Consider the following 15642-nt stretch of genomic DNA (forward strand, 5'->3'; position numbering starts at 1 on the left):
TTTCTTAGTTCAGGCTTTCTCCATTTTCCCCCAATCATTAGGCTGCACCGATCAACGGCTGCAATATTTCGCTCAGATCGGCCAAATTTTCTCTGTTCCAATCGCTATGCAATGCCCCTATTGTCAACATACTGATAGTCGCGTTTTAGAGTCAAGATCCACTGGCGCTGGACGGAGTATTCGCCGTCGCCGGGAATGTCTCAGTTGCAAACACCGTTTCACCACCTACGAGCGGATCGAATTTGTGCCCATCTCTGTGATCAAGCGCAATGGGCAAAGTGAAGCCTTTGATCGCTCTAAAATTTTGCGGGGCATGGTACGGGCCTGCGAAAAAACAACCGTCTTACCCTCGACCCTAGAGGCGATCGCCGAAGAAATCGAAGCCCAACTCCAACAAAAACCCAAACGCAGCATTACCACAGCCCAAATTGGTGATTTAGTGCTCCATCGACTCCGCCAAGAAAGTGAAGTCGCCTACGTACGTTTTGCTTCCGTCTACCGGCAGTTCCAGGGAGTTGATGACTTTATCGAAACCCTCAGCCACCTCCAGGACAACGCCGAGCAAGCCAACCTCTGGATTCAGACCCTCAATGAAGACGAAGAAGCAGAAGATCTCACTTCTCCTTCCGTCCTAACGCCCTCTGCAAACTAGATTAAACGAGATTTATTTTGTTTGTCCCGTTCCCCTGCAGCGACGTCCCAAAAAATAAGCATGGGGACTTATGGATCTGCGTCGTTTTTTGAGATACTATTGATATCCTGTATCTTAATATATTTAAACTTTTACATTTTAAGATATGTACCCTGCCATACTGCTTTACCGTAGTACGGTTTTTCTTGCTGCTGTAAATTACTTATCAAGATGTCATCAAGCATCTAATTTGAAGACATCCAAGGCTCCCGTAATTTACCCAAAGCTAGTCGAGGCGATGCTTTCCCATCCCTAGACTATTTCTCCCGCCAAACATATGTCATGAAAAAGCCATTTTGGGTTGTGCCTTAAATCCCAAAGGTCGGTCACGTATCGCGGTTGGAGGTCAGCAACAAAAGTTCAGGAGATTAAACACTAGGAATAGAAACACACATGGTCAGTCAGAACACAGCTACAGTAGATATTGGTTTTACCCATGACGATTTTGCCGCTCTCTTAGACAAATACGATTATCACTTCAGCCCTGGAGATATCGTTCCTGGCACCGTATTTAGTATGGAGCCAAGAGGTGCATTGATCGACATCGGCGCGAAAACCGCAGCATATATTCCCATCCAGGAGATGTCCATTAACCGTGTGGATACTCCCGATGAGGTTCTTCAATCTGACGAAACCCGTGAGTTTTTCATTCTCACCGATGAGAACGAAGATGGTCAGCTTACCCTCTCCATCCGCCGTATTGAATACATGAGAGCGTGGGAGCGTGTCCGTCAACTCCAAGCAGAAGATGCGACGGTTCGCTCTTTGGTATTTGCCACCAACCGTGGTGGTGCCTTGGTGCGTATTGAAGGATTGCGCGGCTTTATCCCCGGTTCTCACATCAGCACTCGCCAGGCGAAAGAAGATCTCGTCGGCCAGGAACTTCCCCTCAAATTCCTCGAAGTCGATGAAGACCGCAATCGCCTCGTCCTCAGCCACCGTCGGGCCCTGGTTGAGCGCAAGATGAACGGCCTAGAGGTCGGCGAAGTTGTTGTTGGTTCTGTCCGTGGCATCAAGCCCTACGGTGCGTTTATTGATATCGGCGGGGTCAGCGGCCTGCTCCACATTTCTGAAATCTCCCACGACCACATTGATACGCCCCACAGTGTCTTCCAAGTGAACGACGAACTGAAGGTGATGATCATTGATCTCGATGCAGAACGAGGTCGGATCTCCTTGTCCACGAAGCAGCTTGAACCCGAACCGGGCGATATGCTCAAGAACCGTGACCTTGTGTTTGAAAAGGCCGAGGAAATGGCAGAGAAGTATCGCGAAAAGCTCCGGGCAGAAGCGGCTGGTCTAACCGTTGAAGATCAAGTGGATGAGAGCGAAGACATCGAAACAGATGATGAATACATGAGTGCAACAGAATAAGGCGAAATAGCTCTGGGGACTGGGTATTTTTTCCCTGGGTTCAACAGGCTTTTTCTATAGATTGCACAATTGATTGTAAATTTTAGACGTGAAGGGAGGTACTGCAAAGGCCTCTCTTTTTTCTTGGGAATTTTTGCCTGGGGTTAGCGAGAAACAATCCCTGACCATTGCACATTTTTTTGGTTGCTGCGGCGATAGGAAAAGAAATGTTCGGGTTGTTGGTAGGTGCAGTGGGGGGCGATCGCCATTTGCTCAAGGGCCAAACCCAACTGCTCCAGCTGTAATTGATTAACGCGACGGACATCGAGGCGCACTTTTTCATGTTCGTCATCGGGCAGAATTGGCGAATCCAGCAGATTTTCCAGGGCAAGGAGCATCCCATCGAGGTCATCTGCGAGATCCTGCAAGCCTAAACTGACCCCCATCTCGACGGCGACAGCGGTGGAGACTTGGTAGACTTCGCCACTGATGGCCGGGCCAAGGGCCACCAGTAGATCTTTTACTTCGGAACCGGTATCGAGGAATTTTTGAATCGCTTCGGGAATAATTCGTTTTGCTGTACCCCGCCAACCGGCATGGACGGCAGCGACTTGTCCGGTGCGGCGATCGCCAATTAAGGCAGGGGTACAATCCGCTGTGGCGACGAAAACTGCCTGTTGGGCCGCCGTGGAAACAATCCCATCAGCGGGGGAGAAATGTTCCCCTTCCCAGTTAATCTCATGGGACGCGAGGACCGTATTCCCATGAACCTGCTTAACGCGGTAGGCCGGGATTTCAGGGTGAAAAATTTTGACAAGGTTTTCTGGTAGTTCCGGGGCAAAGGCTTGGGTAAAGAAGCCATGGTGCCAAGGCTCTAACAGCTCACAGGTTAAATAGGGTCGCCCTTCCCATTCTTGCCAATGCCATTGATTTATCGCCATGATTTTTGCCAGTCCTGCTATTTCACTGATTATTGTGCTTGAGTTTTCTGCAAATAGCCATGAAAAACCAAGACTTTTTTTCGGGGGCTAGGTTGTGTGGGTGGGCTCGTAATTTCCGAAAAGCTGCTATTTTAATGGAGGCAAAATGTGTGTGAGTAAGGAACGGGATAACCGATGGCATACCAACGTGTTCTTTTAAAACTGAGTGGTGAGGCGCTGATGGGGGATCTCGGTTATGGGATTGACCCGAAAATCGTATCAGACATCGCCAAAGAAATTGCAGAAGTTGTCTCCAGCGGTGTGCAAATTGTGATCGTGGTCGGCGGTGGCAATATTTTCCGTGGGGTACAGGCTTCGGCCAAGGGGATGGATCGGGCGACGGCGGATTATATCGGCATGATTGCGACGGTGATGAACGCCATGACCCTCCAGGATGCCCTCGAACAAATTGAAATTCCGACCCGGGTACAAACGGCGATCGCCATGCAAGAGGTAGCAGAACCCTATATCCGGCGACGGGCCATCCGACATTTAGAAAAAGGTCGGGTGGTGATTTTTGGCGCAGGCTCTGGCAATCCCTTTTTTACCACCGATACCACGGCAGCCCTGAGAGCAGCAGAAATTGATGCCGAAGTAATCTTCAAAGCCACCAAAGTCGATGGGGTGTACGACAGCGATCCGGCGAAAAATCCAGAGGCAAAACGCTACGAAAGCTTGACCTATGCCCACGTTCTCGCCAATGATTTAAGGGTAATGGATGGGACGGCGATCGCCCTTTGCAAAGAAAACGACATCCCGATTATGGTGTTTAATCTATTTGAGAAAGGCAACATCGTCCGTGCCGTTAAAGGTGAACCAGTTGGAACAATCGTGGGAGGTTCCTGTGCAGTTAAGTGAACTTAGAGAAAATATGCAAAAGACCATTGAGGCAACCCAGCGGTCTTTTAACACCCTCCGGACCGGGAGAGCTAGTGCGACGCTCCTCGACCGGATTACGGTGGAATATTACGGTGCAGAAACTCCCCTAAAATCGTTGGCGAGTATCTCCACACCCGACTCCAGCACTATTATGATTCAACCCTTTGATCGGGGGAGTTTGAGTGATGTGGAACGGGCAATTTCCATGTCCGATCTGGGTCTAACCCCCAACAACGATGGCACAAATATCCGCTTAAATATTCCTCCCTTGACAAAGGAGCGCCGTCAAGAATTGGTCAAAACGGCGGGCAAATTAGCTGAAGAAGGAAAAGTTGCCCTCCGCAATATTCGTCGTGATGCCATTGACGAGGTGCGTAAACAGGAAAAAAATAGCGACATTTCCGAGGATGAGTCCCGCAGTTTGCAGGATGATATCCAAAAAGTGACGGATGAATTCACCGCCAAAATCGATGAGTTGCTCAAGATCAAAGAAAAAGACATTATGACGGTCTAGGGTATCGGGGTTTACCATGGTAAACCCCGACATTTTTATATATTTGCAATTGATGGGTTTTTGTGATGGGTAATGTTTTAACGTCTGATTTAACTCAAATCGATAGCCTCGAATTGGCACAGGCACTAGCCGCTAAATTGGCGATCGCCCCCAACGATTGGCACAAACTGAAAGGCAACCGCAAAGTCCAGGCTCAGCAGCATTTATCGGCGGCCCTGGTTTTTCTATTAAACGATAACCCCGCCGCCGCCCTACAACACCTAGAACAGGCCCAAGGTTGGTTAGACCGGACAATCTCCGCGCCCCCTTGCCCCGACCACGGCCGTAAAACCGCGTCCTAAAATTCCGGGAGATCACCGTTTTGCTCCCGCTCAATAAAGCTTTGCACCTTATGGCGGTAATCTCGCAACGATTCTTCGACCCACTCCCGACTTTCACTATTCACATAAATATGTACCAATGGTTCTCCGGCGTCGGGTAGCACCAGCACCCAGTTATCCGAGACCGGATCAATAATTTTGACGCCATCAATTAGCACGAGGCGATCGCTGTCGTGGATTTCTACCAGATGTCGCATTAAAGCCCCCTTCACCCGCCAGGGACAACGCATGGTGTAAGACTTATGGAAAACTATCGGTAATTCTGCTCGAATTTGACCGAGCGATCGCTCTTGGATCGTCAGCATCTCAATCAGCTTGGCGATCGTAAACATCGCATCGAAACCGGGGTGTAGCTCCGGAAAAATAAAACCCATATCGCCGCTTCCCCCCAACACCACATGGGGATTATTCCGGCACGCTTCCATGAGGGCAGTGGGGTTAGCTTTGGTGCGAATCACATGGCCATCATGGCGGCGGGCAATTTGCTCCACAGCACTCGACGCATAGATGGGCACAACGACGGAACTGCGGGGACTGGCCGTGAAGAGAATGCTCGTCAGCAAGGCCGTGAGGCGCTCCCCATAGATAGCCAGTCCTGATTCATCGACGAGGGTAAGTTGTTCCCCATTGGCCGCAACCTGTACCCCCATGCTGGCACGCAGTGCTTCTACCACATGGCCCAATTGCAAAAGGAGGGATTCTTTCTCTTGACCCACGGGGGAATTTTGTTTGAGGCTGGCATTAAGCACCACGGCATCACAGCTAAATTTATTCAAAATAGTCGGTAAAACAGCACCCGACACCGCATAGGCATAGTCAATGACCACCTTCGAGCCGCTATTCATCAGGGCCCCAATATTGAGATGATCTTCAAAGCGCTGGCTGTATTGCTCAATGACTTGTGCCGGACAGGACATTTCGCCAATTTCGGCGATCGCCACCCGTCTGAGATCCTCTTTAAAATAGACCCCCTCAATTTTCTTTTCCTTCGCCTTCGAGATATTGATCCCTTGACGATCGAGAAATTCAATTAGCAAATGATCTGACCGTTCCGGGTGGAGACGCACATGGATTCCCCCTTCCACGTCTAAAATATTGGCCATTGTCCGGGCAATGGGAATGGCCGTGGCCTGGAGATTTTGCACGCCAATCCCCGCCGACATTAATCCCGCAATCAAGGAACGACTGACCATCCGCGAGACACTGCGCTGATCCCGCGAGACCAGCACCATCGAGCCAATTTTTAAAGTCGAACCGTAGGCCGCCCCTAGTTTGACGGCAAATTCGGGGGTGATGTCAATATTGGCGAGGCCAGAAACTCCCCGCTGGCCAAACAGATTGCGCTGGGCTGTGCTCCCCCAGATGAGGTTGATATTCACAATCGCCCCGGCTTCGATCCGTTTATTGGGCCAAATTCTCACGCCGGTACCGATGTGGGCTTCTTCTTCCACTGTGGATAATGCCCCCACCACGGCCCCTTCTAAAATGTGGGCACGGCGATCAACCCGGCTTCCCCGCACTACTGTGCAAGCCCGCAATTGCACTTCTTCCCCCAAGACCACGCCGTTCCAAAGAATTGGCCGTTTGAGATCAGAATCGGCACCGACGGTTACGTTATCGCCAATGACCGTACCGGGTTCAATGTGCACCCTGGCACCAATGCGGCAATTATCACCAATCATCGCCGGGGGAGAAATAGTGGCACTGTCGTCGATAAAAGTATTATTACCAATCCAAATCCCTGGCGATCGCTCCTCATAGGAATATTCCACATGGACTTTCCGGGCGAGGGCATCGTACTGGGCTTTACGGTAGGCATCGAGGTGTCCGACATCGCACCAATAGCCATCGGCAATGTAGCCATACATCGGTTCCCCTCGGTCGAGGAGTAGGGGAAAGAGATCCTTCGAAAAGTCGCATTCTTCATTTTCCGGAAGGTATTTCAGCACCTCCGGCTCAAGGATGTAAGTCCCTGTGTTGACGGTATCAGAGAAAATTTCGCTGGTGGAGGGTTTTTCGAGGAAGCGGCTAATTTGCCCGTTTTCTTCGGTAATCACGACACCAAACTCAACGGGGTTAGGCACACGGGTAAGGACGAGGGTCGCTTTAGAACCTTTTTCGCGGTGGAAGGCGATCGCCGCCGCGAGATCAAAATCGGTAATGCTATCCCCACTAATCACCACAAAGGTTTCGGTGAGCAGTTCTTCGACATTTTTGACGCAGCCCGCCGTCCCTAAAGGTTGATCTTCTTCTACGGCATAATGCATTTTGACCCCAAACTCGTGGCCATCCTGAAAATAGTCCCGCATAATGTCCGGCACATAGTGGAGCGTGGCAATGACTTCGGTAATGCGGTGGCGTTTGAGTAGATTAATAATGTGCTCAGCAATGGGGCGATTGAGCACTGGCACCATCGGCTTCGGTAAATCACAAGTCAGGGGACGTAGTCTTGTCCCGGCACCGCCAGCCATTAAAACTGCACGCATAAAAAATCTCCGCTGTACCGCAATATCAAAATACGCGGCGGACTCAGCCAAAAAAATTCCCTGGGCGATGTCGCGATCAAAGAAGTTACTTGGTTGTCCCGCTGCCTCTCTTACTTTGGCATTGTATTGTGGAGTTCTCGGTTTGACGGCAATGGTTCGCTAACAAGAGACAATCTGTGACATCTTTCCCGCCGCAAGCGGGCGGGGCATCCCAACCTCACGATTGAGTATTCCTACCCCATGCCACTTATCTAGGTCGTAGACCCCCGACAGACCGACGCTCGACTTGAATGATGCCGAACCAAGTTCGGCATCCGCTCGCTCGACTTGATAGGCTGTTTCCCTTCCCCAGAGTCCCTGGGTACAGATTGAGCACAACAGAGAAACTTCTGTACAATTCCCAGACTTTGGAGGCCCCGGCAATGCCTGACTTTCACTCTCAACTGGTGGGCTGCGAACCAGGTTTATTTTATCACGCCCCAAGGGGCGAGGAATTAACCCTTAGAGATTAAAATTTAGAATCTCAATACTTCTTAAAACAACAAAACCCCACCCAGAGGTGAGGCTATTGCTTTTTGATTCAATTTGGTGGCGGGAGGCGGATTTGAACCACCGACCTTCGGGTTATGAGCCCGACGAGCTACCAGACTGCTCTATCCCGCGACGCTTTTACTAGCATAAGTCCCAAACAGAAAAATGGCAACCCCCCAGGAAAGATTCTTGGGAATATTGGTAGTCTGCACTCGTTAAACAGGCAACAACCAGCTTTTGGCAAAACCATCAACGGGGGAAGGCGATCGCCTAAAATGGGAACGCAGATTTTCTGCCGCTGCGTGATGTTTTGTAATTTTTGGCGTAACCCATGAGCCAAGCTGATCCCCAAGCCTCCCTGAGTCGTCTCAAACAAACCCTAGCCCAATTGCAACAGGTGGTGGCCGACCTGGAAGCAGGTACCGCCCAAATTCCAACGGCGGCCCTCGATACCCTGAGTACCGATACAGAAAATCTGATTCAGCAACTGAAACGGGAACAACCAGCAGCAATCCCAGAAGCAGTTATCCCCGTAGTGGAAGTCCCGGCGAATACTCCTGGAGTCGAAGTACCGACGACCCCAGTGCCCAAGGTTAAACCCCGGCGTGTTGAACCCGTACCCCGTCGGCCCCGGCGACAACCTTGGTGGCAGCAACAAAAACTTTGGCTGGGGGCGGCAACGGCGGCGATCGCCTTTATTTTTCTTTGGAAGTTCACGACCCAAGCACCTCAGATCAGCGACGAAATTGCCCAATCCCCTGTGACGGAGCCGACAGAAGAAGTCTCTCCTGTTACCCCCAAGCCAGAAACCCCCGCGCCGCAAGTGGCCCCCAAAGTTTCTGAACCGGCCCCAGTCGCCAGCGCAGAACCCCCCAAGCCCCTGACCCCGGAGCAGCGTTTAATTGCGGCGATCCAGGCTCAGCTAGATGAAGTCACCCAACCCTATGGGGACAACATTGTGCGCACCATCCAAGCCGATTTTGAGACGAATACCCTACGGATTACCGTGGGTGATGCCTGGTATCTCTTGCGAGAAGGGTTGCAAGATCGTTTGGGTATGGAGGTTTTAGACCTAGCCCAGTTGCTAGATTTTAAGAAGATGGTCGTGGAGGATTTAGCGGGAAACTTCGTGGCGCGGAATCCGGTCGTGGGTGATCGCCTTGTGATTGTGCGGCGCTATCAAGATTTTCAAGGAGAAAGCTGAGCCAGATTTGAGTCGGTGCATTCAACCCATAAACCCGTTAAGATAGGGGCAACAGCGGACTGAATTGGGGACAATACTGACCATGACAGCGGGAATGAGCAAACAAGGCAAAGTATCCATCCGGCCAGTACAGTATCGAGATCTCACGGCGATCGCCAATTTTGCCGCCGCAGCGGATCTAGATGGGCCTTCTCCCCTCGATATGCCCCTTGAGGACCACCTCGAAAATACTAAGAATTTCTACGGCCTCGTTAAGCTACTAAGTTTTTTCCCGAATCCCAACCAATACAGTTTCCACGGCTATGTCATTGAAGTCGATGGCCAGCTTGTGGGCTTCGTGAAGATCTCCCCCTTCAACTCCTCCCAAAGTACCTGGCGCGTCGAACAGGTAATCATCGACCCCCAGTTCCCCAAATTGCAATACCATGGCTCCGCCCGGGACCCAGGTTCGGCCCTGCTCCGGTATTGCTTTGACCATGTCGTGGAAGCCCGTAACTGGGTGTTAGAGGTGAATGTTAACGCTCAACAGACCCTCAGCCTCTACCGTCAAAATGGGTTCCAGCCCCTCGCGAAACTCACCTACTGGGCGATCGCCCCGGAAATTCTCAGCGAATTGGCCCTCCAGGAACCCGCCCTACCCAATTTGATGCCCGTGGGCAATGCCGATGCCCGCTTGCTCTACCAACTCGATACTGCCTCCATGCCGCCAATGCTCAGGCAGGTCTTTGATCGCCATGTCCAAGACTTTAAGAGTGCGCCCCTCAGCAATTTAATCTGCCGCGTTAAAAATTGGACGCAACATGTGGATGTGGTCGAAGGGTATGTTTTTGAGCCCCAACGGAAAGCTGCTATTGGTTATTTCGCGGTGCAACTGGCCCACCAAGACCACAAACCCCACCATGGTCGCCTGACGGTGCACCCGGCCTACACTTGGCTCTATCCGGAACTGATGATCAAAATGGCGCAGATCGCTCAGATCCGACCAGAACAACCTTTGTTGACTACCTCTACGGATTATCAGCCGGAACGGGAAGAATTTTTTGAAACGGTGGGTGCAACCCCCAGGGAACATACGCTTCTAATGTCCCGCTCAGTGTGGCACAAGGTACGCGAATCCCAGCCCCTTGAAGCGTTGCAATTATCAGGGGTACTCCAGGGTTTGCAGCCGATGCGATCGCCAATCCCCAGCCGCATCCATTGGTTTAAAAACCATCCCAGCCTAAAATTGCCAAAGGAATCCCAGCGGGATTTCTTCCCGGAAAATTAGGCACAGCAGATGGAACCAGTGGCAGCATTGGGGCTCGATATTGGCCGTAAACGCATCGGGGTGGCTGGCTGCGATCGCCTCGGGCTTTTGGCGACGGCTTTAACGACCATTCAACGCACCACCCTAGAGGCAGATTTAGCGGCGATCGCCCATTGGATCGAACAGCGTCACATTCAAGTTTTAGTGGTAGGGTTGCCCTATGCCATGGACGGCAGCTTAGGGAAACAGGCGAAACAAACCCAAAAGTTTGCCCGTAAATTGGCAGAGGCCTTTGGGCTTCCCATTGAATATGTGGACGAACGCTTAACCTCCGTCGAAGCAGAAAACCAACTCAAAGCCGAAAAGCAGTATGACCGCCAACAAAAGGGCCTCGTCGATCAGCGGGCAGCCCAAATTATTTTGCAACAGTGGCTAGAGACAAGACAGTGTGCCCCGACTTCCTAGGTGACAGCATCAGAATTTCCTGAAGCGAACAGTTCAAAGGCTTTTTGGGAAAATCGTTGGAGGCGATCGCAGACATCTTTAGCGGGCTGATAATCGCCGACCAGTTGCCACTGGGCAATGGTTGAGAGTCGCCAAGCTTCCCCTTGGTGGTTAAAACCCGCCGTTTCAATGCCGATAAAGGTTTGCACTTGATCCAGGGGATCTGTGAAAAAACGAATTTGCACCAGCATGCTCCGACTTTGAAAACGGGGACTCCAGCCCGGCAGGTGAAAGCCAATGTCAATGGAATCTGGGTCCATCCATTCGCGAGTTTCGGGGTCATTGCGCCAGGGTTTGAGGTCGGCCTTTGCATCGGGGAATTCGGCCCGGAATAAATTCACCACCGAGGCAATTTTCGTCGCCAGCTCAACGCCTAAGGCCCGTTCTGATGCATTCACGTTTAACCTCCTCGGAATCTAGTAGACATATCTCAAGCTTAACGAGTTGTGTTCTACGCTAAGGGAGAAATTCGCAGTTTTTTGACAATTGGTTTACAATCCCGCGAAAATTTGCCCCTTTATAAATGTTTTAGCATCTGAGCAAGCCGTTGTCTGAGGGTTTCAAAACCAAAGCAGATTCGTCGAAGCGTTAAAAATCAAGCGATTCCTTTGTTTTTTGCGCCTTAGCTGCGTTTACCAATTTCGAGGAGTTTTGCTGACAGCATATCCGAAATGATCACCCCAGACATATCTGTACCTTCGAGGGTGGCTAAGGTTTGAAGTTGGAGGTAAAGACGTTGGGCTTGCATTTGCGGAATATCCAGTTCAACCATGAGGGTTCGGATAGCTTGGCTTTCACCTTTAGCATAGATAGATTTAGCAGCAACTTTTTTCAATTCGACGTAACGTAGACGGCGCGCGTTCTCAGCGACTTCATCAAGAACGATACTTGTGACACGAATAGGTTCGAGGCCAACCAGGGTTAAACCTTTCGCTTCAAAATCGGCTTCGATTTTCAGACGCAATTCCAGGGCTAGGCTACCGTCTTCTTCATTTTCACAAATCGATTCAATGGGGAGACGCTTGAGAACATCACGGGCAGCCGCAAGGAACCAAGTCTGGATATATTGCCCTAGTTCTAAGGTTTGGGATTGATCATTCGTCCGGACACAATCATAAAGACGTTGAGAATTGGCAACTTTATATTCAATTGAGGCATAAAATTCTTGAATGGTGCCATCGGGGATATTGATCCGTTGTCCGAAGACATTGGTGAGGCTGGGTTGAACTGGAATAATACAAACTTTTTTTTCTAAACCTAAGGGAAGCTGGAAATCAAGACCACCCGATGCAAAGCGGCGTTTTCCAAGACGCTCCATTACCCATACTTCGCGATCAGGTACGATATGCAGGTTTGTGACAGCTAGAAAAATAATCCCGGCAAGCAGAAAAGCCCAAATCATAGATACAACCTAAGAAACCATCGCTTTTTCTAGGTATCCTATCACTACTTTTGTGACACTACCGGAATAGCTCTGGTAACTCAGGTAATTCTGGATCTCCCAACCCTCAGACCATTAGCTTCCAAAACCCGATTAGTGCTAGCTCTATCCCAGAGTTGATCTCCGATGTGATTAACGCTGCCTTGGGAATTTTGGCCGCTATTACTGTAGTAGTCTTGGTCATCTCTGGCTTTCGCTATATGACCAGCTCCAATCCGGGAGAAGTAGCTCAAGCTACCCAGGGTATTACCAATGCCATTGTCGGTCTGATCATTATTGTGGGAGCTTTCCTGATTACTGACTATGTGATCTCTGCATTAGTTTCCTAAAAAGAAAAACACTCTAATCGTATACGAATAGAGTGTATAGTAAATTGTAACTTAGCGTGCCACAATTTGAGGGGGGACTCCTATGCCACCTGGAGCAATGGTAGGGTCCGAATAGATCTCATAGGATGTTCTGTCTGGATATCTACTCGGACTTTCAAGAGATCGAGATAATGTAACAGTAAAGGTATTATCTGATAGACTGAGAGGAAAGCACTCACTTTCATCTGCTATAAATTCATACCCATCTAAAGTGATTTTTTGCCCTTGGACTCCTTGTCCTGGAATTCCTAAATAGGTAAAACACAGATTGAGTTCTTTCCCTTGGAGCGACTCTGGGAGAGTATACTCTCCACTCCGCGGGAGAGAAAGACTCTGCCCAGGAGGTGCCACAATCGGTTCCGTGTTTCTCGGTCGATTTCGCTCCTCCTCTTCGATAATCCGCTCCGCTGCGGCTTGCTTTTCGGCCGCAATCTCTTGGGGAGAGCGAGTGTCAATCGTACCCATGAAAGCAAGATGAGAGCGCGTACTCATCACTAGCCCAATCACAGAAATGACCAGCAGAGCCAGCGATACCTTTCGCTGAAAAGACTTCATCCAGAGCGAGCCACCCAGAGAAAACAGAGCCAAGGCCCCAAACAATTGCATGAGAAAACTCATGAAACAATCTCCTTAGTATTACAAAAGATCTGCATACTTCGTATTTACGGGAAAAGCATCAAAGTATCGTGAAAATTTGCTCAGGCAACCCCAAGAAATCACTAATTTCATCTTCGGCTGAATGACTATTTAATTTCGACATTGTTGTCATAATACCAACATTTGAGCGAGCCGTTGTCGGAGGGTCTCAAAACCGAGGCGATCACTAGCAGAAATATAAACAGCGTTCGGATGGCGTAGCTTGGCTTCCTGGAGTGCTTCACTAGACACCTGATCCAGCTTATTAAAAACCAACAGGGCTTGGGCCGGCATAATTGGCATTTCCCCCAGAATTTTTTCGACGGATTCTAACTGATGCTGCCACGCAGGATGGGACAGATCCACCACATGGATCAACGCATCGGCTTCGGTGACTTCTTCGAGGGTCGCCCGAAATGCATCCACAAGGGCCGGGGGCAATTCATGGATAAAACCAACGGTATCCGTTAGTAAAATTGTCTGGGTTTGAAAGGCTTCATCGGTCAAAGTCAGCCGTCGGGTCGTGGGATCGAGGGTGGCAAACAATTGATCCGCCGCATAAACTTCAGCGTTGGTGAGGGCATTGATCAAGGTCGATTTACCCGCATTGGTATAGCCCACAATTGCGAAGGTGGGGACATCTTGCCGTTGCCGTTGACTCCGCATCCGGGAACGGTGGGCTTGCAGTTGATCCACTTCTTTTTGCAGGCGACTGAGGCGACTTTGGATGGTACGCCGTTCCGTTTCGAGCTTTGTTTCCCCAGGGCCACGGGTGCCGATGCCACCCCCCAAACGGGACATGGCCTGACCCCGACCCACCAAGCGGGGCAAGAGATATTCTAATTGGGCTAATTCCACCTGGAGTTTCCCGGCCCGGGACTGGGCCCGCTGGGCAAAGATATCGAGGATCACTTCCGTGCGATCGCAAACTTTCACGCCCAGTTGTCGTTCCAGGTTGCGGCCCTGGGCGGGAGACATATCCCGGTCAAAGACGACAAGATTCGCGCCGAGGGTTTGTACCTGGAGGGCAATTTCTTCTACTTTCCCGGTGCCGACAACGGTTTGGGGATGGGGTGTACTGCGTTTTTGTTCGAGGGTAAGCAGCACTTCCCCCCCAGCGGTATCCACCAAGCGGGCCAGTTCTGTTAGCCGATCCTGAAAGGGGCGATCGCCAATGTCTGCCGTTTGTAACCCAACAAGAATCACCCGGTCATGGCTTTGGTCGACCTGTTGGGCCGTAAATTCTCGGCGAAATTCCGCCTCTAGTCCTTCAACGAGATCCAAAAAATCCTGTTGGGTCAGATCTTCTAAGGTTTGGGGTTCAGAAACCAGCCAATAGGCATGGCTCGGATGGGTCTGGGGGAGCAGATGGGCCACATAGACATTTTTGACGTAACCCGCAGCCCCCCGGCCCCGTTTAGTCGTCCCTGTCCCCGTTAAAGTAAAGCTCACAAGGGCATCTAACCGTTGCAGCACCATCGCCGTTAAACTCGATTCCTTGGGCGGTTCATCCTTCGGGCTAGCAGTCAGACAGCGGATGCCTGATAATCGCTCGGCACCATAGCGGGGTAATTCTAAAGGGGGAATTTGGGTTTGTCGGGGCGAACCAACCCCCACCCGGATCACTTTGCCGCGGCGGTTGAGATAGACACAAACCGCTTGGTTTAGCTCCGTACTCAGGGCCGCAATCCGTTGGGCTAATTCTGGAGTTGTCAGGCGATCGCCGGGCACAGCCTGTTGATACAGTCGTTGCAACTGCTTGAGTTGACTACTTTTAAGACCTTTGAGATTACCGTGAATAGTGTCGATGGGCAGCTTCCTAGAACGAAATGAATACTAAATGATCATTAGGATATCGTGGCGAAATGTGCTTTATTCGTCAAGGCGAGGGGCCGCCGCCGTATCCGTGCGAGCATTGCCACAGACAAAGTCTAGGAGGCTCGCCCCAGTGGAACCAGGGGAAACCGTATTCACTTCCCCTTGATCACCGTAGTTTTTGTAAAAATCTGTGTTTTCACCGTTGAGGATAAACACCGAGATTTCCCGTAAACGGGTGACCCGCCGGGAGCAGTCCCCAGAATAGTAGGCACGGGCATGGTAGCGCAATTCCTTCGAGGTGCTATCTCGATTGACGGCTTCTACTTCCCACCAAGCAAACGGCCCACTGCGTCTGATGGTTTTGGGGTTAACGTATAGCTCTTTTTCCATGTACTGGCCGTAGTCTTCGTCATAGCTACGACTGGCCACCACCTGTACCAGTTCTGCCTGGGCGACTAGGGGAACCATTAAAATCCCCGTGGCGATCGCCAACGTGCGCCAAAATTGTGAAAAATTACCCATTGCCCGTCCTCCGCAAGGCACCAGAATCAAACACTGGGGAATGGTTTGAAGGCGATCTGAACAATCGGCGATCGCCATTCGTTCTACTG

General features: G+C 50.7%; 16 protein-coding genes and 1 tRNA gene. 9 read left to right on the forward strand and 8 right to left on the reverse strand.

Annotated elements, in window-relative coordinates; genetic code table 11:
• The first annotated feature begins 106 nt into the window (after positions 1–106).
• Positions 107–652, forward strand: coding sequence for a transcriptional regulator NrdR (gene nrdR, locus AWQ21_RS04845; RefSeq protein WP_065715222.1), 546 nt, complete (start codon positions 107–109; stop codon positions 650–652).
• 432 nt (positions 653–1084) lie between these two features.
• Positions 1085–2065, forward strand: a complete 981-nt coding sequence (locus AWQ21_RS04850; RefSeq protein WP_065713556.1) for a 30S ribosomal protein S1 — start codon at positions 1085–1087, stop codon at positions 2063–2065.
• A gap of 143 nt (positions 2066–2208) precedes the next feature.
• Here the strand turns inward: AWQ21_RS04850 and pgeF are convergent, their stop codons facing one another.
• The gene (gene pgeF / locus AWQ21_RS04855) at positions 2209–2985 is read right to left on the reverse strand and encodes a peptidoglycan editing factor PgeF (protein WP_065713557.1); all 777 of its coding nucleotides are present in this window, start codon (positions 2983–2985) and stop codon (positions 2209–2211) included.
• 174 nt (positions 2986–3159) lie between these two features.
• On the opposite strand from pgeF, the gene pyrH reads away from it, so the two are divergent.
• From pyrH to AWQ21_RS04870, 3 genes are all read left to right on the forward strand, one after another.
• Complete coding sequence (pyrH, locus tag AWQ21_RS04860) at positions 3160–3882, forward strand: UMP kinase (RefSeq protein ID WP_065713558.1); 723 nt, start codon at positions 3160–3162, stop codon at positions 3880–3882.
• Positions 3869–4417 carry a ribosome recycling factor gene (gene frr, locus AWQ21_RS04865; RefSeq protein WP_065713559.1) on the forward strand — a complete coding sequence of 183 codons (549 nt, stop codon included), beginning with the start codon at positions 3869–3871 and terminating at the stop codon, positions 4415–4417. The genes pyrH and frr overlap by 14 nt, the downstream gene beginning before the upstream one ends.
• Positions 4418–4482: 65 nt before the next feature.
• A complete protein-coding gene (locus tag AWQ21_RS04870) occupies positions 4483–4758 on the forward strand; it encodes a DUF6439 family protein (RefSeq protein ID WP_065713560.1) in 276 nt (91 codons plus the stop codon).
• On the opposite strand, the gene AWQ21_RS04875 is transcribed toward AWQ21_RS04870, so the two are convergent.
• Together AWQ21_RS04875 and AWQ21_RS04880 are read right to left on the reverse strand one after the other, a co-directional pair.
• The gene (locus AWQ21_RS04875) at positions 4755–7283 is read right to left on the reverse strand and encodes a mannose-1-phosphate guanyltransferase (RefSeq protein ID WP_065713561.1); all 2529 of its coding nucleotides are present in this window, start codon (positions 7281–7283) and stop codon (positions 4755–4757) included. The genes AWQ21_RS04870 and AWQ21_RS04875 overlap by 4 nt on opposite strands.
• A 586-nt stretch (positions 7284–7869) precedes the next feature.
• Positions 7870–7946 (reverse strand) — tRNA-Met (locus AWQ21_RS04880).
• A gap of 199 nt (positions 7947–8145) precedes the next feature.
• Here AWQ21_RS04880 and AWQ21_RS04885 point away from each other — a divergent pair.
• The 3 genes from AWQ21_RS04885 (at position 8146) to ruvX (ending at position 10729) form a co-directional block, all read left to right on the forward strand.
• Entirely contained in the window at positions 8146–9018 is an 873-nt protein-coding gene (locus tag AWQ21_RS04885; protein ID WP_065713562.1) for a hypothetical protein, read from the forward strand.
• Between the two features lie 82 nt (positions 9019–9100).
• Positions 9101–10285, forward strand: a complete 1185-nt coding sequence (locus AWQ21_RS04890; RefSeq protein ID WP_065713563.1) for a GNAT family N-acetyltransferase — start codon at positions 9101–9103, stop codon at positions 10283–10285.
• A gap of 9 nt (positions 10286–10294) precedes the next feature.
• A complete protein-coding gene (gene ruvX, locus AWQ21_RS04895; RefSeq protein WP_065713564.1) occupies positions 10295–10729 on the forward strand; it encodes a Holliday junction resolvase RuvX in 435 nt (144 codons plus the stop codon).
• On the opposite strand, the gene AWQ21_RS04900 is transcribed toward ruvX, so the two are convergent.
• Together AWQ21_RS04900 and AWQ21_RS04905 are read right to left on the reverse strand one after the other, a co-directional pair.
• Positions 10726–11166 (reverse strand): hypothetical protein, encoded by a 441-nt coding sequence (locus AWQ21_RS04900; RefSeq protein ID WP_065713565.1) that lies wholly within the window; start codon positions 11164–11166, stop codon positions 10726–10728. The two genes, ruvX and AWQ21_RS04900, sit on opposite strands and share 4 nt — an antisense overlap.
• A 224-nt stretch (positions 11167–11390) precedes the next feature.
• A complete protein-coding gene (locus AWQ21_RS04905) occupies positions 11391–12170 on the reverse strand; it encodes an SPFH domain-containing protein (RefSeq protein ID WP_065713566.1) in 780 nt (259 codons plus the stop codon).
• Positions 12171–12316: 146 nt separating this feature from the next.
• On the opposite strand from AWQ21_RS04905, the gene AWQ21_RS16475 reads away from it, so the two are divergent.
• Positions 12317–12538 (forward strand): Mbov_0395 family pilin-like conjugal transfer protein, encoded by a 222-nt coding sequence (locus AWQ21_RS16475; RefSeq protein WP_315862256.1) that lies wholly within the window; start codon positions 12317–12319, stop codon positions 12536–12538.
• Positions 12539–12589: 51 nt separating this feature from the next.
• Here AWQ21_RS16475 and AWQ21_RS04910 read toward each other — a convergent pair whose 3' ends face one another.
• From AWQ21_RS04910 to AWQ21_RS04920, 3 genes are all read right to left on the reverse strand, one after another.
• On the reverse strand, positions 12590–13195 hold the full coding sequence (locus tag AWQ21_RS04910; protein ID WP_065713567.1) for a hypothetical protein: 606 nt from the start codon (positions 13193–13195) through the stop codon (positions 12590–12592).
• A gap of 147 nt (positions 13196–13342) precedes the next feature.
• Entirely contained in the window at positions 13343–15028 is a 1686-nt protein-coding gene (gene hflX / locus AWQ21_RS04915; protein WP_198159712.1) for a GTPase HflX, read from the reverse strand.
• Between the two features lie 57 nt (positions 15029–15085).
• Entirely contained in the window at positions 15086–15631 is a 546-nt protein-coding gene (locus AWQ21_RS04920; RefSeq protein ID WP_065713569.1) for a surface-adhesin E family protein, read from the reverse strand.
• Between the last annotated feature and the right edge of the window lie 11 nt (positions 15632–15642).

The sequence above is a fragment of the Picosynechococcus sp. PCC 7003 genome (genome assembly GCF_001693255.1).
GTDB lineage: Bacteria > Cyanobacteriota > Cyanobacteriia > Cyanobacteriales > MRBY01 > MRBY01.

What these genes read in the sequence shown, in the direction of transcription:
- nrdR (WP_065715222.1), top strand. Translation starts at nt 107, where the DNA reads ATGCAATGCCCCTATTGTCAACATACTGATAGTCGCGTTTTAGAGTCA.
- AWQ21_RS04850 (WP_065713556.1), top strand. Translation starts at nt 1,085, where the DNA reads ATGGTCAGTCAGAACACAGCTACAGTAGATATTGGTTTTACCCATGAC.
- pgeF (WP_065713557.1), bottom strand. Translation starts at nt 2,985, where the DNA reads ATGGCGATAAATCAATGGCATTGGCAAGAATGGGAAGGGCGACCCTAT.
- pyrH (WP_065713558.1), top strand. Translation starts at nt 3,160, where the DNA reads ATGGCATACCAACGTGTTCTTTTAAAACTGAGTGGTGAGGCGCTGATG.
- AWQ21_RS04870 (WP_065713560.1), top strand. Translation starts at nt 4,483, where the DNA reads ATGGGTAATGTTTTAACGTCTGATTTAACTCAAATCGATAGCCTCGAA.
- AWQ21_RS04875 (WP_065713561.1), bottom strand. Translation starts at nt 7,283, where the DNA reads ATGCGTGCAGTTTTAATGGCTGGCGGTGCCGGGACAAGACTACGTCCC.
- AWQ21_RS04885 (WP_065713562.1), top strand. Translation starts at nt 8,146, where the DNA reads ATGAGCCAAGCTGATCCCCAAGCCTCCCTGAGTCGTCTCAAACAAACC.
- AWQ21_RS04890 (WP_065713563.1), top strand. Translation starts at nt 9,101, where the DNA reads ATGACAGCGGGAATGAGCAAACAAGGCAAAGTATCCATCCGGCCAGTA.
- ruvX (WP_065713564.1), top strand. Translation starts at nt 10,295, where the DNA reads ATGGAACCAGTGGCAGCATTGGGGCTCGATATTGGCCGTAAACGCATC.
- AWQ21_RS04905 (WP_065713566.1), bottom strand. Translation starts at nt 12,170, where the DNA reads ATGATTTGGGCTTTTCTGCTTGCCGGGATTATTTTTCTAGCTGTCACA.
- AWQ21_RS04910 (WP_065713567.1), bottom strand. Translation starts at nt 13,195, where the DNA reads ATGAGTTTTCTCATGCAATTGTTTGGGGCCTTGGCTCTGTTTTCTCTG.
- AWQ21_RS04920 (WP_065713569.1), bottom strand. Translation starts at nt 15,631, where the DNA reads ATGGCGATCGCCGATTGTTCAGATCGCCTTCAAACCATTCCCCAGTGT.